General features: G+C 53.3%; 21 protein-coding genes. 15 read left to right on the forward strand and 6 right to left on the reverse strand.

Annotated features, from left to right (window positions below; all coding sequences use genetic code 11):
* The first annotated feature begins 82 nt into the window (after positions 1–82).
* The 9 genes from MHH78_RS16710 (at position 83) to MHH78_RS16750 (ending at position 11,886) form a co-directional block, all read left to right on the forward strand.
* Positions 83–853 carry an NUDIX domain-containing protein gene (locus MHH78_RS16710; protein WP_036699096.1) on the forward strand — a complete coding sequence of 257 codons (771 nt, stop codon included), beginning with the start codon at positions 83–85 and terminating at the stop codon, positions 851–853.
* 48 nt (positions 854–901) lie between these two features.
* Positions 902–1,453: a cysteine hydrolase family protein gene (locus MHH78_RS16715; RefSeq protein ID WP_076086826.1), complete on the forward strand. Its 552-nt coding sequence runs from the start codon at positions 902–904 to the stop codon at positions 1,451–1,453.
* Positions 1,454–1,509: 56 nt separating this feature from the next.
* Positions 1,510–2,961 carry a nicotinate phosphoribosyltransferase gene (locus MHH78_RS16720; protein WP_341168061.1) on the forward strand — a complete coding sequence of 484 codons (1,452 nt, stop codon included), beginning with the start codon at positions 1,510–1,512 and terminating at the stop codon, positions 2,959–2,961.
* Between the two features lie 383 nt (positions 2,962–3,344).
* Positions 3,345–4,577, forward strand: coding sequence for a glycosyl hydrolase family 8 (locus tag MHH78_RS16725; protein ID WP_235191857.1), 1,233 nt, complete (start codon positions 3,345–3,347; stop codon positions 4,575–4,577).
* 601 nt (positions 4,578–5,178) lie between these two features.
* Complete coding sequence (gene ltrA / locus MHH78_RS16730) at positions 5,179–6,471, forward strand: group II intron reverse transcriptase/maturase (RefSeq protein WP_340825768.1); 1,293 nt, start codon at positions 5,179–5,181, stop codon at positions 6,469–6,471.
* Between the two features lie 178 nt (positions 6,472–6,649).
* The gene (locus tag MHH78_RS16735) at positions 6,650–7,024 is read left to right on the forward strand and encodes a hypothetical protein (RefSeq protein WP_341168062.1); all 375 of its coding nucleotides are present in this window, start codon (positions 6,650–6,652) and stop codon (positions 7,022–7,024) included.
* A 583-nt stretch (positions 7,025–7,607) separates the two neighbouring features.
* Positions 7,608–8,618 carry a 2-oxoacid:acceptor oxidoreductase family protein gene (locus MHH78_RS16740; RefSeq protein ID WP_341168063.1) on the forward strand — a complete coding sequence of 337 codons (1,011 nt, stop codon included), beginning with the start codon at positions 7,608–7,610 and terminating at the stop codon, positions 8,616–8,618.
* A 26-nt stretch (positions 8,619–8,644) separates the two neighbouring features.
* Positions 8,645–10,951, forward strand: a complete 2,307-nt coding sequence (locus tag MHH78_RS16745) for a thiamine pyrophosphate-dependent enzyme (RefSeq protein ID WP_341168064.1) — start codon at positions 8,645–8,647, stop codon at positions 10,949–10,951.
* A gap of 335 nt (positions 10,952–11,286) precedes the next feature.
* Positions 11,287–11,886: a DUF1349 domain-containing protein gene (locus MHH78_RS16750; protein ID WP_076085173.1), complete on the forward strand. Its 600-nt coding sequence runs from the start codon at positions 11,287–11,289 to the stop codon at positions 11,884–11,886.
* A 105-nt stretch (positions 11,887–11,991) separates the two neighbouring features.
* Here the strand turns inward: MHH78_RS16750 and MHH78_RS16755 are convergent, their stop codons facing one another.
* A complete protein-coding gene (locus MHH78_RS16755; protein WP_081751113.1) occupies positions 11,992–12,207 on the reverse strand; it encodes a hypothetical protein in 216 nt (71 codons plus the stop codon).
* Positions 12,208–12,316: 109 nt separating this feature from the next.
* Positions 12,317–12,832 carry a molybdopterin-binding protein gene (locus tag MHH78_RS16760; RefSeq protein ID WP_143803890.1) on the reverse strand — a complete coding sequence of 172 codons (516 nt, stop codon included), beginning with the start codon at positions 12,830–12,832 and terminating at the stop codon, positions 12,317–12,319.
* Between the two features lie 185 nt (positions 12,833–13,017).
* Here MHH78_RS16760 and MHH78_RS16765 point away from each other — a divergent pair, with 185 nt between their 5' ends.
* From MHH78_RS16765 to MHH78_RS16785, 5 genes are all read left to right on the forward strand, one after another.
* Complete coding sequence (locus MHH78_RS16765) at positions 13,018–14,019, forward strand: CobW family GTP-binding protein (protein WP_341168065.1); 1,002 nt, start codon at positions 13,018–13,020, stop codon at positions 14,017–14,019.
* 95 nt (positions 14,020–14,114) lie between these two features.
* Positions 14,115–14,462 carry a four-helix bundle copper-binding protein gene (locus MHH78_RS16770; protein WP_036699084.1) on the forward strand — a complete coding sequence of 116 codons (348 nt, stop codon included), beginning with the start codon at positions 14,115–14,117 and terminating at the stop codon, positions 14,460–14,462.
* Between the two features lie 205 nt (positions 14,463–14,667).
* Positions 14,668–15,612, forward strand: coding sequence for an ABC transporter ATP-binding protein (locus MHH78_RS16775; RefSeq protein ID WP_341168066.1), 945 nt, complete (start codon positions 14,668–14,670; stop codon positions 15,610–15,612).
* Positions 15,609–16,319 carry a hypothetical protein gene (locus MHH78_RS16780; protein ID WP_076085185.1) on the forward strand — a complete coding sequence of 237 codons (711 nt, stop codon included), beginning with the start codon at positions 15,609–15,611 and terminating at the stop codon, positions 16,317–16,319. The genes MHH78_RS16775 and MHH78_RS16780 overlap by 4 nt, the downstream gene beginning before the upstream one ends.
* A gap of 249 nt (positions 16,320–16,568) precedes the next feature.
* The gene (locus MHH78_RS16785; protein ID WP_036724577.1) at positions 16,569–17,033 is read left to right on the forward strand and encodes a hypothetical protein; all 465 of its coding nucleotides are present in this window, start codon (positions 16,569–16,571) and stop codon (positions 17,031–17,033) included.
* 645 nt (positions 17,034–17,678) lie between these two features.
* On the opposite strand, the gene MHH78_RS16790 is transcribed toward MHH78_RS16785, so the two are convergent.
* The 3 genes from MHH78_RS16790 to MHH78_RS16800 form a co-directional block, all read right to left on the reverse strand.
* Positions 17,679–19,013 carry a winged helix DNA-binding domain-containing protein gene (locus MHH78_RS16790; protein ID WP_341168067.1) on the reverse strand — a complete coding sequence of 445 codons (1,335 nt, stop codon included), beginning with the start codon at positions 19,011–19,013 and terminating at the stop codon, positions 17,679–17,681.
* A 158-nt stretch (positions 19,014–19,171) separates the two neighbouring features.
* A complete protein-coding gene (locus MHH78_RS16795) occupies positions 19,172–21,265 on the reverse strand; it encodes an ABC transporter ATP-binding protein (RefSeq protein WP_341168068.1) in 2,094 nt (697 codons plus the stop codon).
* A 22-nt stretch (positions 21,266–21,287) separates the two neighbouring features.
* Positions 21,288–23,036: an ABC transporter ATP-binding protein gene (locus MHH78_RS16800; RefSeq protein ID WP_341168069.1), complete on the reverse strand. Its 1,749-nt coding sequence runs from the start codon at positions 23,034–23,036 to the stop codon at positions 21,288–21,290.
* Positions 23,037–23,561: 525 nt separating this feature from the next.
* On the opposite strand from MHH78_RS16800, the gene MHH78_RS16805 reads away from it, so the two are divergent.
* A complete protein-coding gene (locus tag MHH78_RS16805; protein ID WP_036724585.1) occupies positions 23,562–23,864 on the forward strand; it encodes a HesB/YadR/YfhF family protein in 303 nt (100 codons plus the stop codon).
* Positions 23,865–24,089: 225 nt separating this feature from the next.
* Here MHH78_RS16805 and MHH78_RS16810 read toward each other — a convergent pair whose 3' ends face one another.
* Positions 24,090–24,605, reverse strand: coding sequence for an ADP-heptose synthase (locus MHH78_RS16810; protein ID WP_076085194.1), 516 nt, complete (start codon positions 24,603–24,605; stop codon positions 24,090–24,092).
* Positions 24,606–24,622 lie beyond the last annotated feature (17 nt).

The raw sequence follows: 24,622 nt of genomic DNA on the forward strand, positions 1-24,622 counted from the left end.
TCCGGTTGATTTTGGGCGGACAGGTTTGGTACATTAAAAGATACGAACAACAAACAATAGCTGCGGCAAAGGATGATCTATAGTGACTGAGAACGCGGAACAAACCTATAACGCCAAGAAGTACCGCACTCCGGATGGCGTTCCGGCGGATATTGTCATGTTTACACTGACCAAGCGCGAGCGGAAGACCGTCACGAAGACGCTGCCGCTGCGCGAGCTGAAGGTGATGCTGGTCCGGCGCAAAAAATGGCCGTGTGCGGGCATGTGGGCCCTGCCTGGCGGCTTTTGCCAGGAGGATGAATCGATCTATGATGCTGCTACGCGCGAGCTGAAGGAAGAGACCGGCGTGGACGGCGGGCATTTGGAATATCTCGGCGTCTACAGCCAGCCGGGCCGTGATCCGCGCGGCTGGATTATCAGCCATGCCTTCTTTGCACTGGTGGAAGAGTGGATGCTGGAGCAGCGGCAGGCCTCGGATGATGCAGGCGAGGTTGGCCTGTTCACACTGCAGGAAGCGCTGGAGGAGCTGGAGCTGGCTTTTGACCACCATGATATTATTACCGATGCCTACCTGCGGATTCAGCAGCAGATGCTGCAGACGACGATTGCCCGGCAGTTTCTGCCGCGCCATTTCACGCTGAGCGAGCTGTACCAGGTGATTCAGACGGTGGTGCCGGAATTCAAAGAACCGAATTTTATCCGCAAAATTACGTCAACACGCAGCCGTCAGGGTATATTAAAAGAAGTGAGCGATGAAGCGGGGAATCCGCTCAGCTCCAATCAATACTCCCAGCGCCCGGCACAGCTCTATATGTTCACGGACCATGAGCCGTTATTATCGATTTATACTTAAGCTGCCGGGAAGTGCAGGCCCATTAACCTTTTAGGAGGCTATCCTACCATGAGAGCACTGATTGTAATTGATTTCACGAATGATTTCGTTGACGGGAACCTGCCTGTCGGCCAGCCCGGCATTGATATTGCGCCCAGAGTCAGTGAACTTACGGAACAATTCGTGCGTAGCGGGGACTATGTGGTGATGGCTGTAGATCTGCATGAAGCGGATGACCCGTACCACCCGGAGACCAAGCTGTTTCCGCCGCATAATCTGCGGGGAAGCGAGGGGCGTGAGCTGTACGGCAGCCTGAAGGCTGTCTACGAGGCGAACCGGGAAGCCATCTACTGGATGGACAAAACGCGTTACAGCGCCTTCTGCGGCACGGATCTTGCGCTGAAGCTGCGTGAACGGGGCATTACCGAGGTGCACCTGATCGGGGTATGTTCGGATATCTGTGTGCTGCATACGGCAGTGGATGCCTACAACCACGGCTTCGGGATTACGGTGCATGAGGATGCCGTCGCCAGCTTCAATCCTGACGGTCATGTATGGGCGCTTGGACACTTCCGCGGCAGTCTTGGCGCGAAGGTTGTCACGGGCGCTATAGAGAAGTAGCACATCAGCAGAGACAGAACCCAAATACAACAGTGGAATGACTAGGAGATGAGGACTTGAGGAGAGAACTTGCTCTACATACAGACAAATACCAGATCAATATGATGTATGCCCATTGGATGAATGGTACACACAAGCGCCGGGCGGTGTTCGAAGCCTATTTCCGCAAGCTGCCGTTCGGCAACGGCTTCGCTGTATTTGCCGGGCTGGAGCGGATCGCCCAGTATATTGCCGAGCTGCGGTTCACGGAAGAGGATATCCGCTACCTGTCGGAGCAGGAGGAGAACTATGCGCCGGCCTTCCTGGAGGAGCTGCTGCAGTTCCATTTCCAAGGCAGTCTTCATTCCATGAAGGAAGGGGCCCTGGTGTTCCAGGATGAACCGCTGATCCGGGTCGAGGGTACGATTATGGAGGCGCAGCTTGTCGAGACTGCGATCCTGAACTTCATGAACTATCAGACGCTGATTGCTACCAAGGCGTCACGGATCAAGCAGGTGGCCCCGAATGATACGCTGCTGGAGTTCGGAACGCGCCGCGCGCAGGAAGCGGATGCCGCAGTCTGGGGCGCTCGCGCCGCTTATGTCGGCGGCTTCCATGCGACTTCTAACATGCTGGCCGGCAAAAAGTTCGGCATCCCTACGAAGGGCACCCATGCCCATTCCTGGGTGCAGAGCTTCCCGAGCGAGCAGGAGGCGTTCGACGCTTACGCGCGAGTAATGCCGGACGGCGTGACGCTGCTGGTGGATACCTTCGATACCCTGCGCAGCGGTGTGCCGAATGCGATCAACACGGCGAAGAAGCTGGAAGCGCAGGGCAAACGGATGAACGGCATCCGGCTGGACAGCGGTGACCTTGCTTATCTGTCCCGCAAGGCACGCGAGATGCTGGATGAAGCCGGGCTGCAGTATGTGAAGATTGTGGCCTCCAATGATCTGGATGAGAACACCATCATGAACCTGAAGTCGCAGGGGGCGGCGATCGACACCTGGGGGGTCGGAACCCAACTGATTACCGCTTCAGATCAGCCTTCACTGGGCGGTGTCTATAAGCTGGTAGAGATCGAAGCGCCAAGCGGCGAGATGATCCCCACGATTAAGATCTCTTCGAATCCCGAGAAGGTATCCACTCCCGGCAAAAAGGAAGTCTACCGCATTATCGGCCAGAACGGCAAGGCGCTGGCTGATTATATCAGCTCCGCCGATGAGCCAGCACCCCGCAGTGGAGTGCGGCTGAAGCTGTTCAACCCGCTGCATCCTTATATGAAGAAGCATGTGGAGCGTTACGACTCGGTGCGGATGCTGGAGCCGATTGTAGTGAACGGGTTCCAGGTCTATACCCTGCCGGAGCTGGCGGAGATCCGCCGTTACCATGAGGAGCAGCTCGACCTCTTCTGGCCGGAGTACTTGCGCAAGCTGAACCCGGAAGTGTTCCGCGTGAATCTCAGCGAACAGCTATGGAACCGCAAGCAGCAGCTGATTGCAGAGCATATGATTACCGATGTGGAGTAACCGGACCGTAGTGCAGGAATAGAGATGTTGACTTAGCCCCTTCAACCGGATGAATTGTCTTCCGGCTGAAGGGGCTGTTGCTGCATCAATGGAGGAAGGCCGCTGGGCAGGCTCCTATTTGCTATCATAACGGGCACTTCTTACGTAGGACCATATGCTTATTGACATAGATTCTCTGGAATAATATATTAAATATGTTCCGATTTACAATTTTGGTAGAAGAAGATTATTTTTTTTTGGGACAAAAGTTTAAGCGCTTTAACTTTTGTCCAGCAGGCAGCATCCTCAATATCCAGTAAGGAGGTGAGCTTTTCCTACAGCTGTCCGTTTGTGAATACAATGGGTTCTCTTAAGTATCCACCCCAACCACAAGGAGTGAATGGATGATGAACAAGCAAGGGAAACGCAAGCTGCACTGGAAAAGTCTGATGCTTCTATGTCTGGCCATATTTATCCTGCCTGCCGGGTCTGCCTTCGCCGCTGTGAACAAACCGTTCCCGCAGCACACCACCTATACAAGCGGAACCATTAAACCGAACAATGTCACTCAGACCGTCATGGATAACGCCGTCAAGACCAAATGGGATGCCTGGAAAGGCGCATATCTTAAGCCTGCCGGAACAGGCAAATATTATGTGAAATATAATTCAGCCGGGGAGACGGTCTCTGAAGCACATGGCTATGGTATGCTGTTCACCGTGCTGATGGCCGGCTACGACAGCAACGCACAGACCTACTACAACGGACTCTACAATTATTACACAGCACATCCAAGCGCCATCAACCCCTATCTGATGTCCTGGAAGCAGAACAGCAGCTTCCAGAATATCGAAGGGGAAGACTCCGCAACCGACGGAGATATGGATATTGCCTTCTCGCTGCTGCTGGCCCACAAGCAATGGGGAAGCAGCGGAACCGTCAACTATCTGCAGGCTGCGACGAATATGATTAATGCCATCATGGATAATGAGATTAATCAGACCCAGTGGACGATCCGTCTCGGGGACTGGGCGAACAGCGGCTCATACAATACGGCTACCCGCCCTTCAGACTTCATGCTCAATCACCTGAAGGCCTTCCAGGCTGCTACAGGGGATGCCCGCTGGCAGAATGTAACGAACAAGACCTACACCTTAATCAACAGCCTCTACACCGGCTACAGCTCAACCACCGGCCTGCTGCCGGACTTCGTGGTCTACTCCAGCAATACCTATAAGCCGGCTGCGGCTAATTTCCTGGAGGATGCCAACGACGGCAACTATAACTATAATTCCTGCCGCACCCCGTGGCGGATCACCACCGATTATCTGCTGACAGGCGATAACCGGGCCTTATCTCAGCTGAATCAGCTGAACAGCTGGATCAAGACCAAAGCAAGCAATACGCCGGGTAACATCAAGGACGGCTATAAGCTGAACGGAACCACTTTCGGCAGCTATAACAGCGGCGCATTCTATGCCCCCTTCGGCGTAAGCGCAATGACCTCCTCCGCCAACCAGAGCTGGCTGAACTCCTTGTGGAGCCATACGGCGAACAGCGCGGCAGAGGATTACTATGAAGACAGCATCAAGCTGTTCTCGATGATTGTCATGTCAGGCAACTGGTGGGCTTACTAAACAGTCCCTGGCAGCTTCCCGGTGTAAACTGGTGAAGCTGCTTTTTTAATTGATTGCGTGCCCAGAGGCACGCATTATCTAGTTGGTGAAAGTCCAACCAAAGGAGGGACCAAGCCACCTTTGTAGCTAGGATGCTTGCGCATGGCGAAATCTGTGAGTAAAAGCGCATCGACAAAAGTACCGGTCAGAGACTGGGCGAGCAACAATCCAGGCCGCAACATGAAGTGAATCTTGCCGCGTCGTCAAAAAGGCCCTGCGAAGGGGATGAGAGGATGCCGAGTCTCGAATCAATAGACGAAGGCCAAGGAAACTGTACAGAACTTGGAACAGCAGTGAAGAATCCTCCGGCGTATAGGGAACGGCATGGATTGAAAGATAATGCAGTGAACTGGGGAGACCCTCCCCCACACGGGAGAAAAAAAAAGAATTTTTTTTTTTAAGGAACCCGTAAAGAGACGCTCTATAAGTCCAGAAGACGAAGTGAACCGTCTGTGGGAAGGGAGTCCGAGGGGCTTATAGTACCGAAGAACCTAAGGACAACATAACCTTAGGGAGGGAAGGAGCCCTGCTTTGTTTACGCTTTTGGAGGAGGTACGAGTGAGTGAATGCCAAACGGCTAACGACACCCAAGGAAAAAGTTCAAGAACTCCAAGAAAAGCTAGGTCATGCGGCCAAGGAGAACAACAAGCGTAAATTCCACGCCTTGTACGACAAAGTCTACCGGTGGGATGTGCTATGCGAAGCCTGGAAACGGGTGAAAGCGAATAAGGGAGCTGCGGGAGTAGATGCCGTAACGCTCGCAGATATTGAAGAACAAGGAGAAACAAGATTCCTCAAGGAATGCGAGCGAGAACTGAAAGAAGGCAGCTACCATCCGCAGCCCGTACGTCGGCACTATATCCCAAAGAAAGACGGGAAGCCAAGACCGCTAGGCATCCCTACCGTGCGTGACCGAGTCCTACAGATGGCAACGAAACTGGTGATTGAACCCATCTTTGAAGCCGATTTTAAAGAAGTCTCCTTCGGATTTCGTCCGAAACGAAGTGCGAAAGGAGCGTTGGAGCGAATCCGTAAAGCCTGCAACCGCAAAGGAAATTGGATAGTCGACATCGATATCCAAGGCTACTTCGACAATATCAATCAGGAGAAGCTCATGAAGTTAATACAAATGCGTATCAATGACAGGCGGATCTTGAAGCTGATACGGAAGTGGCTACATGCGGGAGTGATGGAAGAAGGAAACGTACGGCGCTCCGATTTAGGGACACCCCAAGGTGGCGTGATTTCGCCACTGCTGGCGAATATCTATTTGAACTACTTTGACCGATTATGGGAGAAACACGGAAGTGGGCTGGGAGAACTGACGAGGTATGCAGACGACTTCGTTGTGGTCTGTAAAACCAAAAAGGATGCGGAACATGCGTATGAACTCATCCGCAACATTATGGAACGTCTGGAACTCACGCTACATCCGACCAAAACCCGCATTGTAGGTCTGTGGACAGGAGACGAAGGCTTCGACTTCTTAGGAATGCACCACCGAAAAACGAAAGCAGAAACCTCTCAAGGGAAGGTGTACTATACCACACAGCAGTGGCTAACGAAGAAGGCAGAGGAACGTATCCGGGGCGTGGTCAAAGACCGATTAGCACCACCCGGCATGCGCTGGAAATCGTTTGAGGAACACGTGGAATGGCTCAATCCCAAGATACAGGGATGGAGAAATTATTATTACACGAAGTATAGCCAAAAGAGGTTAGCGAAGCTGGATTGGTATATTCTGCAGCGATTCACCCGGTGGTATGCAAAGAAGAGAAATCGGAGGAGATGGATGAGTTCATTCCCGGAGGTCAAGTATATGGCCAATAAGTGCGGACTAAAAACGCTATTGTAATCTGCATGCCCATGAATGACAAACATCGGAAAGCCGTATGAGGGAAAACCTCACGTACGGTTTGATGAGGAGGGGCTGGGTTACTCCAGCCCTTTACTCTAGAGGAAATTATGATTTACGTCCGATATGGATAAGTTCTGCATAAAGTTGAGGGGAATTGTCTTGGAGCCTCGGCAGGATGACTATATTCTGGATCAGTAATAGGAATGACTTCGCTGATTTCACCGAACAGCCGGATATGGTCGAAAAACCGATCACATTCGGAGCGGCAGAGGTGTGTGGGTCGGATATGGTCGAAAAACCGACCACATTCGGTGCGGCGGAGGCGTGTGGACCGGATATGGTCGAAAAACCGACTACATTCGGTGCGGCAGAGGTGTGTGGCCAGGATATGGTCGAAAAACCGACTACAATGGGGATGCCGCAGGCATTTTGTTCTGGGATTATGGAGAAGATTATCACTCTAGCAGTTCTGGTTATAAATGGGTTTTTCCTTGAAACGTTTATATTATGTCTACATCTGTCAGACTTTGTCCCATACGAAGTACTCTAATATGAGCTGAATATTTAATAGGGCTGTCCCAATGGGATAGCCCTCTGTTTTTAAGTGGGAACGAAGCGAGGACTTGGTTGGATGCTCCAAGGACGGACCGTTGTTCAAATGTACATAAATCAACTGTATCGAAGAAAGTTATGTCTGCATAACTTGCGGACTAAAATCTGCCCACTGTTTTAATGGACCTAATTCATTTACTTTGCCCTACAGTAAACACAGTCCTAAAAGGGATGAAGATCATTGACGATGCTGCCGGTACTGTGCATCGCCCAAAATTTCTGTGATATTTTTAACATCTTAATTTTTAATTTTATTGCTAAATTAAGGATGACATCTCATCCACAGTTTGCTTGGGAAAGTGCGGGTTTACACAGAAACTTCACATTTTGTCGTTTTCATGGAAGCTTACCTTCTATTGAAATAACACCGCACTGTCGCGTATAAAGAAACCTGCATAAATCTATAAAGAACTGTGATTTCCTGAGCGTGGAAATGAAAGATATGTCACTTCGCGGCTTGCAAAATCAAGTTACAATCGTTGAAAAAGTCAAAAGGATGTACTAAGAAAGGGGTTATGTCGGTGGTACAATTGCCAATAGTAAATGAACTGGGATTCTTTGAGATTCGTCTGGAATCCATTGGAGGCCTGGGCGCGAACCTGGCAGGTAAAATGCTGGCGGAAGCAGGAGTGGTCGGCGCAGGGCTGAACGGCGTCAGCTTCTCATCGTACGGTTCGGAGAAGAAGGGGTCTGCGGTTAAGGCTCACATCCGCTTCTGTGATATGGATACCCATATCCGCGATACTTCACCAGTCGAGCGTCCGCATGTTGTCGGCGTATTTCACGAAGCACTTACCAAGACCGTTAATGTAACCAGCGGAATTCATGAACACAGCACTGTTCTTGTGAACTCGGCCAAGACGCCGGAAGAACTCAGAGAGCTGCTGAAAATGAAGGCCGGCACGATTGCGGTGATCGATGCTACCAGCATCGCACTCAAGGAGAAGAACCGCGTCAATATGGCTATGCTGGGGGCACTATTCCGGCTCTGCCCGTTCCTCGACACGGATATTATGAAGGGCGTCATTGAGAAGTCGCTCGGCAAAAAATATCCGCAGGCCGTCCAGTCGGCCATCACGACCTTTGAGCGCGGCTACAATGAAGTGAAATTCATGCAGTTCGAGCTGGCTGCCGGCGACAGCATGCCGGAATATGTTCGTTCCGATATCTCGGCTCTCGGTTACGAGACTCAGCCGATGGGCGGTACGATCACGAACCCGGGCAGCAGCTTCCTGAAGAATCTCAGCATCTCCCGTTCCGGTATGCTTCCGGCATTTGAGATTGAGTCCTGTATCAACTGTGCACAGTGTGACACGGTATGTCCTGACCAATGCTTCGTGTGGGAAGAGCGCCTGGACCGCAAGGGCCGTTCGCAGATGTTCCTGCTCGGTATTGACTACCAGTACTGTAAAGGCTGCCTGAAATGCATCGGTGCCTGCCCGACCTCGGCATTATCCAGCATGAGGGAGAAGGAAGGCTATGCGGACAGCCATGCCGTGAAGCATCAGTTCGATCTGGTAACTCCAGTCTAAAACCCGGAAGAAAGGTGGAATACATTGTGGCTATTGATTATGAAAAAGAACTAGGCTCCGCCAAGGTGGAGCAGAAATTCCTATACGAGTCCGGTAATGAAATGGCGGCCTATGCCGCGCATCAGATTAACTATCATGTCATGGGTTATTTCCCGATCTCCCCATCGACTGAGGTGGCTCAGTTCCTCGATACGATGAAAGCCAGCGGCCAGCACGATATTATGCTGGTACCGTCCGACGGCGAGCACAGCTCCGCCGGGATCTGCTACGGTGCTTCGACGGCAGGCGGCCGTGTGTTCAACGCAACCAGCGCTCAAGGGTACATGTTCATGCTTGAGCAATTGCCTGTACAAGCAGGTACGCGGATGCCGATGGTCATGAATCTGGTCTGCCGTTCGATCTCAGGACCGCTGAATATTCACGGAGACCATTCCGATCTGTATTTCGCCCTGAACACCGGCTGGCCGATCCTGATGTGCCGTGATCCGCAGTCGGTCTATGATATGAACCTGATGGCGCTGAAGCTGGCGGAACACGCCAAAGTCCGGCTGCCGGTGATGGTAGCCTCTGACGGTTACTTCACTTCGCACCAGAAGCGCCGGGTACAGGCTTTTGCCCACCGTGAGGATGTTCACAAGTTCGTTGGCGAACAACCGCCTGCCGGCTTCACCGATACCCTGGACCGTAATAATCCGGTCACTGTGGGACCTTACATGAATGAACCGGATTACATCAACAACCGCTATCAGCAATCCGTTGCGATGTACAATGCGGGTGAAGTCTTTGAAGAAATCGCCCAGGAATTCGCAGAGCTGACCGGACGCCATTATGAGATGATCGAGCAGTACCGGATGGAGGATGCCGATGTTGCTGTCTTCCTGATGAACTCGGCTTCGGAGATCATTAAGGACGTAGTGGATCAGCTCCGTGAGCAGGGAATCAAGGCAGGGGCGATCTCCCCGAACATGATCCGTCCGTTCCCGCAGAAGCAGATTGCTGAAGCGCTGAAGCATGTCAAAGCCATTACTGTAGGTGACCGTGCCGATTCGGTCGGCGGACACGGCGGTAACATGGTGAACGAGATTAAGGCAGCACTGTTCACTTATGGCAACACAACGACTAAGGTGATCAGCCGGATCTACGGTCTGGGCGGTAAAGACTTCTATGCCGAGGATGGGCACCACTTCTTCCAACTGGCAATGGATGCTGTTGTTGCAGACCGTGTGGAAGTACCTTTTGATTACTATGGCCACAATCCGGGAGCGCCGGAGAATGCGCCGAAGCGCCTGTTGAAGCCGATGGATTTCGATAAGCTGAAGTCCGGCCTGATCACGGTAACCCGGAACGAAGAGTCCGGCAAGCTGAGTGTCAGAGTTCCGCCGGTCCGTTCGCTGATGAAGAAGCCGAGACGTCTATCTCCAGGGCACGGCGCATGTCCGGGCTGCGGAATTTTCTCCGGGCTGGAGCTGTTCTTCAAAGGGATCGAAGGCGATATCGTAGCGCTCTACCACACCGGCTGCGCGATGGTAACGACTACCGGATATCCGTATTCCTCCCATAAATCGACGTTCATCCACAACCTGTTCCAGAATGGGGCAGCTACACTGTCCGGCGTGGTTGAGATGTTCTGGGAACGCAAACGCCGTGGTGAGCTCGACGGGCTGGGACTGAAGGAAGACTTCACGTTCGTTATGGTTACCGGCGACGGCGGGATGGACATCGGGATGGGACCTGCGATCGGTGCAGCGCTGCGCGGCCACAAGATGATCATCGTGGAATATGATAACGAAGGATATATGAATACAGGGGCGCAGCAGTCCTATTCGACACCGCTCGGACACCGGACTTCCACCTCAAGCATCGGCAAAACCCAGCAGGGCAAGGTGACCCAGCACAAGGATACAGCGCAGATTATGGCGGCTACCAATATTCCTTATGTCTTCACCGGCTGTGAAGCTTATCCGCAGGATATGCTGAAGAAGGCGGCGAAGGCCCAGTGGTATGCGCAAAATGAAGGTCTGGTCTACGGCAAGATTCTCATTGCCTGTCCGCTGAACTGGATGAGCGACGACAAGGACGGCACAGATATCGTGTCCCTGGCTGTCGAATCCTGCTTCTTCCCGCTCTATGAAGTAGAGCAGGGAATTACCAATATCACCTATAACCCGGAAGACAAGGACAAACGGATAGAAGTATCCGCCTGGCTGAAGACGATGGGCAAGACCCGCCATCTGCTGAAGCCGGAGAATGAACCAGCCCTGCGCAGCTTCGAGGGTGAAGTACAGCGCCGCTGGAGCCGCCTCAAGGCGAAGCATGAGCATCCAGACTTGTAAGGTGTAAGGTCTATTGGAGTCTTAGCATTCATAAAAGCAAGCAATAGCTAAAGTTAGTACCCGCCCGGCAGAGTCACTCTGCCGGGCTATTTGCGCTGCATACAGCCCGAAAAAACTATTTAATGAAATACTTTTATAAAGTAATATAGTAACGAGGCAAAAGACAGAAGAAAGTTGTTTCTAGGTCAAGCCACTACCGCTAACGGCGGGGGAATTCAGCTATATTAGAAGCTGATTCTCCCGCCGGCAATGATTGGGTATATAATAGTGATGATAGTAAGCTCTGAAGTGATCAACCGAATGATGAGCAGACGACAAGGAGAGGTGAACCTGTAATGAGATTCATAGAGTGGCAGGATGGAGCATGGAGCAATGAACCGGTGTCAAGCAGGACCGCGGACGGTCAACTGGTGGCCCATGCAGCGGAAGGCAGCGATTACTGGGAAAAGACGATGTACGGCTTCCAGCATGACAACGGTCATGCGCTGCTTGCCCCTTGGGATAAGGCAGAGGCGATAGAGATCAGCTTTGCGCTGGACGGGTTCACGGAGCTGTACGACCAGGCAGGTATTATGCTATGGCACAGCGGTGAGCAATGGATCAAAGCCGGTATTGAGCTGAATGACGGTGTTCCCCATATAGGTGCAGTCGTGACGGATGGTTACTCTGACTGGTCATTGTCCCCTGTGCCCGAGTGGAAGGGCGAAGTGATTACCCTGCGGGCTTCACGGATGAAGGATGCGGTAATCCTCAGAGCGCGAACAGAGAATCATCCCTGGCGGACTATCCGCGTTGCCCGGTTCCCTTATGAGACTGGCAGCCAGGCGGGACCCTTCCTGTGTGCTCCAACGCGGGCCGGGTTTCAGGTCACCTTCACACGCTGGGCGGCTACAGCACCCGATGCAGACGTTCATACAGACCCGCCAATCGTATAGACTTCCCGGAAAAGACAAAACCGCCGCTGCGCGTAACTTTCACGCGCAGACGGCGGTTTTGCCTTTTACAATATACTATCTTATAGACGGGAGAGGCAGACTAGACTATCTTTTTCTGCTGCGCACCATTGCGGTAGGCCCGCACATTTCATCCCGGACGGAATAAGTGTAGATATGGTGAGGGACCGGAACACAGTGGTGGCGTCTGACGACCTCGACATGGTGGACCACCTGGACCACCTGGGGATGATAGTAATCTTCATATACAACCTGTGTGGGATCTGTAACCGTTTCAGCAGGACATTTCGGACAATTTCTCATTACACTCAGCTCCTTCGCAGTGGACTTATGCCAGTATACGCGTTATGCAGGAGCCTGCTTGTTCATTCGTCTAGATTCCGGCAAAATAGGTGTCCGGCCATGCTGCGTCTCACGAACGCTTGTAGATCTCGCGCATGACATGACGCAGCTCGGGCAGGATTAGCCGTTCCATAGCCAGTTTGATTGCACCGGTGGAGCCGGGCATGGAGAAGACAGCGGTACTGCCGATTGTCCCGGCAATGGCCCGGCTGAGCATGGCGGCAGAGCCGATATCTTCGGTGAAGCTCAGCAGCCGGAAAATCTCCCCGAAGCCCGGCAGCGACTTGTCCAGCAGAGACGCTACGGCCTCATAGGTGGTGTCACGGGGGGAAATGCCGGTCCCTCCGGTCAGAAGCACAGCTTCGATACCGGAATGAACGGAGCTTTTGTAGACCAGCTCCCGGATATCTTCATAATCATCCTTGACGATGGTGCGGCCGGTCACGGTATAACCGGCGGCTTCCAGCAGACTCTGGATCAGCGGACCTCCGGTGTCCGTATCGATGGTGCGGGTATCCGAGACCGTTATGATGTAGCAAGCGACTGAATCCGGGGCTTCGCTCCGGTGTTCTTCGACGGATGATATACGAACCAGCTCCTTTTTGTATCTGCTGTGCAGCTTATATTTCCCATGATAGGGGATGGAAGCGGCAATAACAAGCTCCCCGGGGGAAGCTGATGTATGCCTCACCAGGCAGGGCCGCCTTGCACAGAGGCGGTCATTGTAGTACACTCGCTACCATAACCGATTGAGGCAGGGAGAGAGCAAACTTGGAACAGTCATTACCAGTATATATCTTGTCGGGATTTCTCGGCAGCGGCAAGACCACATTACTACAGCGTCTTTTGGATCATTGGAATCATCAGGGCCTCCGGCCGGCCGTGATTATGAACGAGCTGGGTGAGGTGAATCTGGACGGCTTGCTGGTGGAGCAGTCTGTGCCGATGGCAGAGATGCTGGGCGGCTGTATCTGCTGCACCAGCAGGGGGGACTTAAGTACGGAGCTGACCACGCTGGTCAAAAAAGAATCGCCGGATGTAGTTATCATCGAGGCTACAGGCGCAGCCAACCCGCTGGAGATTGTGGATGCAGTAACGGAGACTTCGCTATATCAGCAGGTGGAGCTGAAGGGGCTGATTACCGTCGTCGATGCCGCCCATCTGCTGGAGCTGTACCGCTCCCAGCAAGGGGCTACCTACCGTCTGATGCAGGAGCAGATCCGCTGTGCATCCGTCCTGATCCTGAACAAGACAGACCGCATTCAAGCCGCAGAGATTGCAGAGATCTCGGAGGTGCTGCGTAAGTGGAATGCGTACGCGGAGATTCTGCCGGCGGTACGCTGTGAACTGGAGCCAGAAGCGCTGCTGGGCAGTGTGGGAGCCGTTCATATGGAAGACCGGCCTGAGGGCGGAGAGCATACGGAGGGCGGCGCTGAAGGGGCGATGCATGCTTCGCATGATCATGTGATGGCTTACACGCATTATTTCCAGAATCCCGTGAACAGCGAGGAATTCGAACGGTTTGTGAAGGAGCTGCCACGCGATGTGTACCGGGCCAAGGGGATCGTAACTTTTACCGATACCTCCAGCCGGTTTCTGTTTCAGTACGCCTACAGAGAAGCGGATTTCATGAGAATTACGCCCCAGGGCGAGGTGCCGGATGTTGCGGTATTCATCGGTGAGCATTTCTCCTCCGGTGAGCTGCGCAGGGAGCTTCTGCGCCTGGAGAGACGTCTGCTGACCAGACCCGCAGCGGTCAAACGAAGCCTATAGTTAACAATCTGCAGTTCCTTATGAATGGTTCGTTCTTATTCTTGCAGGTTAATACATAGGCATACCCTATACTAATTGCAGGAGGTTGTAAGGCTATGACCCGAATTCAATATCAGGAATGCATTAATGCTTTGATTAAATGTATGGATGCCTGTAACTATAGCTATGTCTCAAGCCTCAAGGAATATGATCTGGCCGATCTGCGGGAGAGCATCCAGCTGGACCGTGAATGCGCAGACATCTGCTCCTTCGCTATTCAGGCGATGACCCGGAGAAGCCCGTTCGTGGCCGAAATCCTCAAATTATGTGCTGACATCTGTGACCGCTGCGCGGACACAAGCAGCCGTCATAAGCATAACCATTGCCAGGATTGCATCGATACCTGCCGCAATGCAGCCATGGCCTGCAGAAGGGTCAGTGAAGCTGTTGAAGTCTACGCCTGACATCACCCTTTAGGACTAACATATATAGCATCGAATACTTAACAGGAACCAGGGCGGGTGCGGATTTTTTTCTGCACAGTTCTGGTTTTTTCAATGTGAATTTCATGGATCTGGGAAAATAAAAAGGAGAATAAAGCCATTCCGGCGAATATTACATAAGAGAATAATCAGGCTGCCGTTCGATGCGGCCCATAGGCATGCACGAATGGAAGGAGGCCTGGAAGCCACGAATGCAACATCTCTAATTACAATTACCGAAGGAAGCAAGCGCTATGGAAGCCGCCCGGTACTTACCGGAATATCGATGACAGTTCTTCCCGGCACGGCCACGGCTCTGATCGGCCGTAACGGGTCCGGCAAGAGTACGCTGTTATCCATCCTCGCGGGGCTGCTGAAGCTGTCCTCCGGTGATCTTACCTGCGACCGTCGGGCGATAACTACAGGTTATGCACCCGAGGCATTTCCCGGCTTGAAGCTCACCGCCGAAGACTATCTGCGCTGTATGGGCCGGATTGCCGGACTCTCCGAAGCGGCTTCGGGGTCCCGGATCAACGAACTGCTGCAGCTGTTCAGTCTCGAAGCCTACCGCAGTCACAAGCTGGCAGGCTTCTCCAAGGGAATGCTGCAGAAGGTCAATCTGATCCAGAGCCTGCTCATCCGGCCGCAGCTGCTGTTGCTTGACGAGCCCATGTCGGGACTGGATCTGCCCGCACAAGATACGCTTATCGAAATACTGCTGGAGCTGAAGGCGGAGGGGACGGCACTCGTCTTGTCCGTTCATGAACCGCAGATCATCGAAGCTGTCGCGGATACAGTATATGTATTACATGAAGGGCAGACCCTCCGGACGATTCATGGAGCGGAGAAGCTGAAGAGTGCTCCAGTAGTGGATATCGTCTATACAGCACCGCCGGGACAAGCCCAGCGGGCTCTGGAAGCCTTGCCTGGAGTCATCCGCGTGCTGCCGGAGCCGGACTTCGCCGGTACAGCGTGTACAGGGTTGACTGTAGAACAGAAAATGTCAGATACCTGCCTGCTGCAGATTCTTGCTGCGGGCGGTTCCATAGTTTCAGTAAAGCCTCTCGGGGGATTAAGTGACCTGGCCGAGTGGATGGACCCCAAAGATCAGAGCGGGAGTGGACGCAGGTGAAAGGGCTAATCGGTTATTTTTTGCACAGTTATACAGTCTCCCAGCGGTTCTTCGGACCGGTTGCCGGTGTAATTATTGCGGTATTAATTCTCTATTCCTATAAGCCTAACCCGGTCATGAGCAGCTACTCGGCTACGGCAGTCTTTCTGTTCATAGCCTGTGCGTGGCTCGGCTTAAGCTTCCTTAATCATGAACAGGCGGTGCAGAAGCAGGTGGTTATCGTTCAGCTCCGCAGTGCCCGGCGCTACAGTATGGGGGGGCTGCTTACAATGGTCCTGCTTACGCTGCTGCTGGATGTCATCATTGTTATGTATCCCGTCTTGACCGGAAGCTTCCATGAACCTGCTGGACTTCAGCGGATCTTGCTTGGTTTGGCCGGACATGCTCTAATGGGGTTATTAGGGATTACACTTTCCTTGTACCTGCAATCCTCGTGGGTACCGAGGGCTGGATATGCGGCCGGAATGATGCTGATCCTCCTCATTCTATCTATTAGCGCCGGTAAAGTGGCTGAAGTGGTGCCAGGGCCCGTTGTATCTATTCTCCTGCCCCCGGTATACCCGGTCATGGACAGGATGATGAATGCAGAGACTCTGCCAGTGTCCTCTGTGCTAGGAGCCTATGCCCACGCGTTGGCGTACATAATATTGCTTGCCGGATTCTACATTTACCGTACCGGCCGTATGGACTATAACAAAACAAACTGAGCTGTGTCCTTTGAACTTGATGATTTACAATTTGAAAAAAGTGGCGGAGGGGAAATTTGGATCTGTAGGAGCGGTAGCGTCCGCCTTTATGTTTGGATTTCTACAGCGGCTAACAGCTTGAATCGGGAAATCCAAACATAACAGCGGCCGGAAGTCCAAATGTTCACCGCAGCAACGGCCATTCCAAAATAGAACGAAAAGTTCAATCTACACACAAATCAAATAATCAGATCAAGAACGGGAGGAACGATGAAGGATACACAAATACCGGAGAGTGAACAATCCAAAGAGCTATTTGCTTATTTCGGGCTGGCTGTTTACTATTGCCAGGCACTAGAGCAGCAATTAACGAATCTGCTGCTGCTGACGAAGTTGTCGCAGGGCAAGACGCCAACTGACGCCGAAATCGCAGAATTGTATCAACGCAAGCTTAGCAATTCACTCGGCCAACTCATCAAAGAAATCCAGCATCACTTCCCCTTCTCTGAGGAAGAGACGAGTCAATTGCAGGCCGTATGGAAGGAACGCAATCATATTGTCCATGATTACTTCAAGGAACGGATTCAAGAGACCTTCACCCCAGCCGGCCGGGCCCATATGATCCGTGAACTGAAACGCTTCAAGAACAAGGCGAGCCGGCTGGAGATTAAGCTGCAGGGCTATTGTACTGAGATGTACAGCAAGCTTGGCCTCGAAGAAGAGCATATCCAATAAGGCATCCAATAAAATATAGCTAACTTACGAGAAGACTCCCCCTAACGCAGCAAGACTGCGCCAGAGGGAGTTTTCTTTGGTTATACGAGCTGTGCGTAATAGTGGGCCGGATGTATGCGGAAAACCGAATACAACGGGGAGGTGGGAGTGCGAGTGTGCCGAATGTATGCGGAAAACTGAACACAATGTATTGGCGGGGGGTGTGAGTGGCCGAATGTATGCGGAAAACCGAACACAATGTATTGGCGGGGGTGTGAGTGGGCCGGATGTATACGGAAAACCGAATACAATGTGTTAGCGGGGAGGAGGAATGTGGGCCGAAATGTTGCTGACGGAGATCCTGATTCGTGAGGGGTAGAAGTGCTCCTGAATTCAGCGGATGTGGGGCAACGCACGCGAATGAAGAGCACTAGTACCCCTGAATTCAGGGGATACGAGCCAAAACCCCAAATGAAGAGCACTAGTGCCCCTGAATTTGTCGGATACGAGCTAAATCCCCAAATGAGGTGCACTAATGCCCCCGAATACGCCGGTTGCTCTGAAGTAGGCGGATGAGTATTGTGGGGAGGGGGTCCACCGACACAAGCTGTGTGGCCCCCTAAAGTTCTAACATCCTCTTCCCGCAGGATGATTCAGATGATTGAATTAATTAGTCTTTAGAGAAGTAGCAGACAGCGCCTCCTCCAGCTCCTGCAGTCCGCAGGATTGGACGACGTCCGGCGCGAAGCGGATCGCGGAGGCTCCGGTTGAGTGTTGCAGCGAGGAGAAGGCCCTGGTCAGCGCAGGGAGCATGGAGCGTTCAAGCGCCTCTCCGGCCTCCCACCACCAGCGGACGATGGTTAGGACACCTGTCTTCTTGTTCATCACCGGCTCCAGCCGGCCGATGAAGCGGTCGCCGTAGAGGAGGGGGAGGACATAGTATCCGTATTCCCGTTCAAGCACAGGCTTGTAGACCTCCCAGCGATATTGAAAGCCGAACAGCTGGAGGATCAGCTCTCTATCCCATAACAGATTGTCCAGCGGAGCCAGTGCCGCCGCGAAGGAGGCCGCTCCTCCGGCATGACCGGCCCCACCCTCATTACCAGCCTGCGGCCCGGCTGCGGATTCATTTGCACCCGCAGTATCATCCTGACGCAATATAGCTTCAAGCTCAGGGACGTCTGCTGTGCGGATGTATAGCGGTAGCTTCAGGCCGTCCACCTGTACCTCGCGGAGCAGGTCCTTCTGCAGCAGCCGCTGCACGGACGCTGTCCGTTCCTTGCTCTTCAGGCCAGCGATGCCAAGCCAGCCGTCCCCGGACCGGTTCCATTGCAGGCCGATGCTGCCGATCCGGCGCAGCACATACCAATCGTGATGCTGCTCCAGCGTCTCGTTAGGATCGCTTGCGCTTAGCAGTTCAGGAGGCAGCAGCTTGGCCGTATAATCGTAATAACGGCGGGTGTGCACCCGGTGATGGATGGATAGCTCGCCCCAAAAGTACATGCTCTCCATGGCAGCCCGGGAGAGTCTTGCCGGAGCCCAGGACCAGTCGATCTTCTCCGTACTCTCCAGGTCCAGTGACGAGAGTGGCCCTCGTGCATCCAGCTCCGCACGGACATGGGTAATCATGGCCGCCATGGCCTCGTTATGCTGATGCCTGGCAGCAGCTTCCCTGCGTCGCTGGAAATACGGCCAATCCTCTGTGCAGTAAATCGACATGTTCTTATCCCAGCCGTCAATCAGCAGCCTGTCCTTATATAGCAGCTCATTGGCCATCTCAGGCACGAAGCCGGGGATTCTCGCCTGAAGCACCAGCTCGTGGTTATGTCCGGCTATACTGAGCGGATCATACTGGATACAGCCTACATGCCGGACGAAGTCATAGATGCTCTGCTTGCCGCCGGGCAATCCGTCCGGGACGAGCCGCTGATGGCGCAGCAGGAACAGCCGGGCTTGCCGCTTGCTAAGACTGTAGGTTATCATCATCTTCACCCCATCCATAATATGTATTGCTCCATTATACAGAACAAACGTTCTGATATCAAGTGAAAGACACCCCCTGTCGCCTTCCTGCGTCAGGGGGTGTTCTTATTGTAATGTATGATAAGTATATGCCGTTGCTCGCCATTAGGCTAAGTTGCTGTCCTCAAGCAATTGAATTAGATCTGTTCCAGCGATGGCCGGAGTACAGCGGAAGAAGCAGAGCCCCCGGACTCCGGAGCTGGCTCGCCTGAGCCGTTCCCGGCTCCCGCACCCAGCTGAAGCTGATACATGCGGAAGTACCTGCCGCCCTGCGCCATCAGCTCATCATGGTTGCCGCGTTCGACAATCTGGCCCCGGTGCAGCACCAGAATCTGGTCCGCACTGCGGATGGTTGACAGCCGGTGGGCGATGATGAAGGTGGTCCGGCCTTTTTTCAGCACCTCCAGCGCCTGCTGGATAATGCTCTCAGTCTCGGTATCGATGTTGGACGTTGCTTCATCCAGAATCAGGATCGCCGGATCGAAGGATAAGGCTCTGGCGAAGGAGATCAGCTGCCGCTGTCCGGCGGACAGGGTGCTGCCCTTCTCAATGACCGGTTCATCGAAGCCTTGCGGCAGGTGAGCCAGCAGTTTATCGGCCCCTACCTCACGCAAGGCGCGTTCGACACGCTCTCTAGAGATCCGCTCGTCACCCAGACTGACATTGGAGGCAATGGTTCCGGTGAAGAGGTACGGGTCCTGAAGCACGATGCCCATATGACTGCGCAGCCATTGCTTCGGCAGATCCTTGACCTTTTGCCCGTCGATCGTTATGCTTCCCTGCTGCGGATCATAGAAGCGGAACAGCAGGTTAATGATGGAGCTTTTGCCGGAGCCGGTATGGCCCACAAGGGCGACGGTCTCGCCCGGGCGCGCCTCGAAGGAGATATCGCGCAGGACGAAGTCCTTTTTATAAGCAAAGGAGACATCCTTGAACACGACATTTCCCTTGTAACGCGGCATCGATCCGTCAGTGACCGGCTCTCCCGGCTCATCCATCAGCGTGAACACGCGGCCTGCAGAGACCATCGAGCTGTCCAGATTCGCCAGCTGGTTGACCATCCCCGTAATCGGCTGGAACATCCGGCCTAGCACATCGACGAAGGCATACAGGACGCCAAGCGATACGAAGGTCGACCCGTCCAGGCTGCCGAAGCCGAAGTACCACAGCACCAGCACGAAGGAGAGGCTGCGCAGCGAGTTCACCAGGTTGTGGGAGGTGAAGGCGTTCAGGTTGAGCATTTTGTTCTGATATTTCAGATAGTCGTCATTGAGCTGCTCGAATTCAGCGCTACTCTGCTTCTGGCGGCGAAAAATCCGGATGATCGACATCCCCTGAATCGATTCGTTGATAATGGCATTAATCTCACTGAGCCGCGAGCGGATGATCGTGTTGTATTTGGTAGCGATTTTGCGGTACAGCACAATCCAGATAATAATAATCGGTACGATGAACAAACTGACGAGCCCCAGCTTCACATCCAGCAGGAAAAGGGCCACGTAGACGCCGGTAATATTGATGATTCCTGTAGCGAAGTTGGATAACACGGCAATGAAGAGATCCTTGACTGCTTCCGTATCGTTGGTAACCCGGGACACTACCTTACCGGCAGGCAGATTATCGAAGAAATAGACCGGCAGGCGCTGGATATGCGCATAGACATCGGTCCGCAGCTTGCGGATGACCTGATTGGCAGACGATTGCAGCCAGTAGGTTTTGCCGAACTCAGCAATAATGGAGATGACAAGGAACATGGCGTATAGAGCGACTAGCTGATAGATTCCCGGAAGCTCCGGCTTGTAAAAGGAAAACAGATCACCCGCCGACAGCTTGACGGCCGGATAGACCGTCGTCTGCTCGCCGTATTTGATCTGGAGCTTCCCGTCTGCGAAGCTGCGCTCGCCTTCAGTCTTCGCGACCGCTTCATTGATGAAGTAGAAGCTTCTGCCCGCCTGAAGCAGGCGGACCTCCTGGCCCTTGGCTTCACCTGCGGCAAAGCGGTCACCGCGTTTGTAATAAGTGTTGTTATATTCCGCAGCATCCTCCGGCAAGGCTGTCTGGAAGTAGGGCTTCTCAATCGCAAGCAGATGATTGTCAATCATGCTCTTGGCGATAAAAGGCCCCGCCAGCTCAGCCGCTACTCCGATGGTCAGGAGCAGAAGGGCGGCGATGAAGGTCTTTTTGGCGGTCAGTGCATATTGCAGCAGACGTTTGCCTGTACTCTGTGTCAACGGTGACACCTCCTGTATGGGGTTATTCATTCGTCAGATTATTCTCGACCTGCTGGCGGTCGAACTGCTCACGGTACCAGCCGTTCAGCTCCAGCAGCTCCTGGTGTGTACCCTGTTCTGTAATATGCCCGTCTTCGAGGACAACGATCAGATCGGCATGCTCAATCGCCGAGAGGCGGTGGGTGGAGATGAGCGTGGTTTTGCCGCTGCGCTCCTCGCGGATGTTCTCGATGATCTTCGCTTCTGTCCGCGCGTCAACGGCAGACAGGGCATCATCCAGAATCAAAATATCGGGATTCGAGATGAAGGCGCGTGATATGGAAACACGCTGCTTCTGTCCCCCGGAGAGGGAGACGCCGCGTTCGCCAACCATTGTATCCAGCCCGTCGGATAAGGTACCAAGGTCATTCTGGAAGGCGGCGGCGGTAATTGCCTGCATGATCCGCTCATCGCTGGCCCCGGAGTATCCGAACTGGATATTCTCGCGCACCGATTTGGAGAAGAGGATCTGCTCCTGCGGCACATAGCCCATCCAGCTGTGAAGCTGGTCGAGGGCGATCTGGGTGATCGGCACACCGGAGATCAGAATCTCGCCTGTTCCCGCCGGGTATTCATGCAGCAGCTGCTTCAGCAGCGTCGATTTGCCGCTGCCGGTCCGTCCGACCACGCCAAGCGTCTGGCCTTGGGAGAGGGATAAGCTGACTCCGCTGAGATTATCGATGGTAGAGGTCGGATACCGGAAGGTCACATTCTTAAGCTCGATGGTGGCCGGCTGGTCTACCGGAACCGGATGAGGCACATCCTTGACATCAGGCTTGGCATTCAGCGTCTCGTCGATTCGCTCCAGTGAAGCGCCGCCGCGCTGCATGATATTAATCAGCTCGCCGATCGCGAACATCGGCCACACAATCATCCCGAGGTACATGTTGAACGACACCAGATCGCCCAGCGTAATCTGATTGCGGAATACGAGATAGATTCCGTAGGTCAGGGCGATGATATAGCTGAGACCCACGAACAAGCGGATCGTCGGCTCGAAGAAGGCATCGACCCGGGCGACCGCCATATTTTTGCGGTACACATCATCTGTAATGTCAGAGAAGCGCTTCTCATCGTGCCGCTCCTGCACATAAGCGCGGATGACGCGGATGCCCGATACGGATTCCAGTACCTGGTCATTCATGTCGCCGAAGGCATCCTGCGCCAGACTGTAGCGGTCGTGGATCGCTTTGCCGTAGAACACCATGGCTACCGCAATCATCGGAAGCGGGATGACCGCGGCCAGTGTCAGCTTCCAGCTGACCAGGAACCCCATGGCGAACAGGACGACCGTGAGATATACGGTGGAGTCGACAAGAGTGAGCATCCCGAAGCCTACGGTTGCGGAGACGGCGCGGATATCATTGGTGGCGCGGGCCATCAGATCGCCGGTGCGGTTACGCTCGAAGAAGGCGGGGGTCATCGTCATGAGATGATTCATGAACCGCGAGCGCAGCAGGCGCTCCACCAGATTCGAACCCCCGAAAAGCTTATGCATCCATATGTAGGTGATCCAGTAAATGATCAGCAGCATAAGTACGATCAGGCCAATGTATTTCATCAGTGAACCTGCAGTGATGGCGCCGGTGACGATTTCGTCAATGGCGTTGCCCAGCAGGCGTGGAGGCAGGAGTTCTAACACACCTACCACAATAAGAAGGATGAGGCCTATAGTATAGCGCCTTTTTTCCCGGCGGAAGAACCAGCCGAGATTTCGGAGTACGGAGAACAAGGTGAATCCCTTCCTTTCGTGCTTGAAGTAATTACTAAGTTAGCTTGTTTAACGGAACATTTACGGACATTTCGCAGCGGATCATAACCTCATAGCACACGAAAAAGCGTACCATCCGAAAACGGATGATACGCCTCTAATTGCGGTTATCATGTCCACGGTGCTATAAGCAGCACAGAGACATGTGAGAGATAAGTTAAGCCTGTTCTCATACGTTACGCGTAATACGCATGAACCTCAGGAATTCTCCACTGCTCGGGCTGCTTCGGTATTTAGTTGGGTATAGTTTTCTACAATAGTGGCGAGGTATACCATATCCATATCCATATTCAACACCGAGATCACCCTTTCTTCATTTTGGTAATTACTTGAAGACGTTTCGTTATGTTCCGAGTTTATCATCACACTTTAAGAATTGTCAAACTTAATTTTGCGGCGCGGCAGGATATCTGGCAGGAGTACTTCAGTAATTTGGTGAATTGAAGTTTTTTGGGTATGATTGGGGTAGAGGGGAGGAGTGGAGAGATGAACATATTAATTAGTCCGGAAGCAGCCGCCTGGTTCAAAAGAGAACTGAGCCTCCAGGAGGGCGCATATATCCGGTTGTTCCCCCGGTACAGCTCAGGCGGAGGCCTGCATCCCGGTTTCTCGCTGGGCATTGCTACCGAGCAGCCTGGACGTCCTGCTGTGCAGTTCGGGGAAGGCGGCTTGACCTTCTATATGGAGGAGCAGGATCTGTGGTATATGGAGGGGTACAATCTGTCGATTGTCTATTCTGAAGCAGAAGATGACATCGAATATAAGTATGAGCCTGTGCCGGTGGCATAAGGGAGAGCTGGAGCGAATGGCAGATCCCGGCACTGCCGGGGATGCGGAACAAGCCCTTGCCGTCAGGCAAGGGCTTGTTCCAAAATATAAGAATTTATAGGTTTCACACCATAACTTATCCTTCTATTTCCCGCTGAAACGGTACCGTCCTTTAAAAGGACGGCCAGGCCGTGTCCGCTTGTACGCACCAGGCCAGCGAAGCTGCCCGCCGCTCAGGTGACGCGATCAGTGCGAGCTGCGGAAGGTCTCTTCCTCCATCGCGAACTCGAAATCATCAATGTCATAGACCTGGACGGGAACTCCGCCTTCGATGATGCGCTGGATCAGCTCGAACTGGTCGGTCAGAATCGGCACCTTCTCACGCTGGGACGCCAGCAGCAGCTCTGTCTCAATCGGATCGAATGCTTCTCCGTAGGAGGCATTGTCAACGCTGTTAATGATGGTGATCTGCGCGTGTCCGCCGAGGAGGATACCGGAGCTTTTGGCCCAGGGGACGTTCAGACAGCGGTTGATCTTCTTGGCATTGAGCGGCTCCTCGAAATAGTTGATCAGCTCGCGGATTCTGAGTCTGACATGCTTGTCATCATCCGCCTGGCTCATCACCGGCTCATCGCTGTCCCGCAGCTCGTAAAGCTCCATAATTGTGGTATAAGGGACTATATATTCTACAGGGCTCCGCGGGATGAGAAGCTGGCCGTAAATCGCCATCATGACGGCTTCCGTCACAAATTGTCTGGGCATCATTATCCTCCTGAATT

The organism is Paenibacillus sp. FSL H3-0333 (genome assembly GCF_038002805.1).
In the GTDB taxonomy this organism is placed as follows: domain Bacteria; phylum Bacillota; class Bacilli; order Paenibacillales; family Paenibacillaceae; genus Paenibacillus_AQ; species Paenibacillus_AQ silagei.

What these genes read in the sequence shown, in the direction of transcription:
- MHH78_RS16735 (WP_341168062.1), top strand. Translation starts at nt 6,650, where the DNA reads ATGACTATATTCTGGATCAGTAATAGGAATGACTTCGCTGATTTCACC.
- MHH78_RS16805 (WP_036724585.1), top strand. Translation starts at nt 23,562, where the DNA reads ATGAACATATTAATTAGTCCGGAAGCAGCCGCCTGGTTCAAAAGAGAA.
- MHH78_RS16725 (WP_235191857.1), top strand. Translation starts at nt 3,345, where the DNA reads ATGATGAACAAGCAAGGGAAACGCAAGCTGCACTGGAAAAGTCTGATG.
- MHH78_RS16810 (WP_076085194.1), bottom strand. Translation starts at nt 24,605, where the DNA reads ATGCCCAGACAATTTGTGACGGAAGCCGTCATGATGGCGATTTACGGC.
- MHH78_RS16755 (WP_081751113.1), bottom strand. Translation starts at nt 12,207, where the DNA reads ATGAGAAATTGTCCGAAATGTCCTGCTGAAACGGTTACAGATCCCACA.
- MHH78_RS16790 (WP_341168067.1), bottom strand. Translation starts at nt 19,013, where the DNA reads ATGGATGGGGTGAAGATGATGATAACCTACAGTCTTAGCAAGCGGCAA.
- MHH78_RS16715 (WP_076086826.1), top strand. Translation starts at nt 902, where the DNA reads ATGAGAGCACTGATTGTAATTGATTTCACGAATGATTTCGTTGACGGG.
- MHH78_RS16775 (WP_341168066.1), top strand. Translation starts at nt 14,668, where the DNA reads ATGGAAGGAGGCCTGGAAGCCACGAATGCAACATCTCTAATTACAATT.
- MHH78_RS16750 (WP_076085173.1), top strand. Translation starts at nt 11,287, where the DNA reads ATGAGATTCATAGAGTGGCAGGATGGAGCATGGAGCAATGAACCGGTG.
- MHH78_RS16785 (WP_036724577.1), top strand. Translation starts at nt 16,569, where the DNA reads ATGAAGGATACACAAATACCGGAGAGTGAACAATCCAAAGAGCTATTT.
- MHH78_RS16770 (WP_036699084.1), top strand. Translation starts at nt 14,115, where the DNA reads ATGACCCGAATTCAATATCAGGAATGCATTAATGCTTTGATTAAATGT.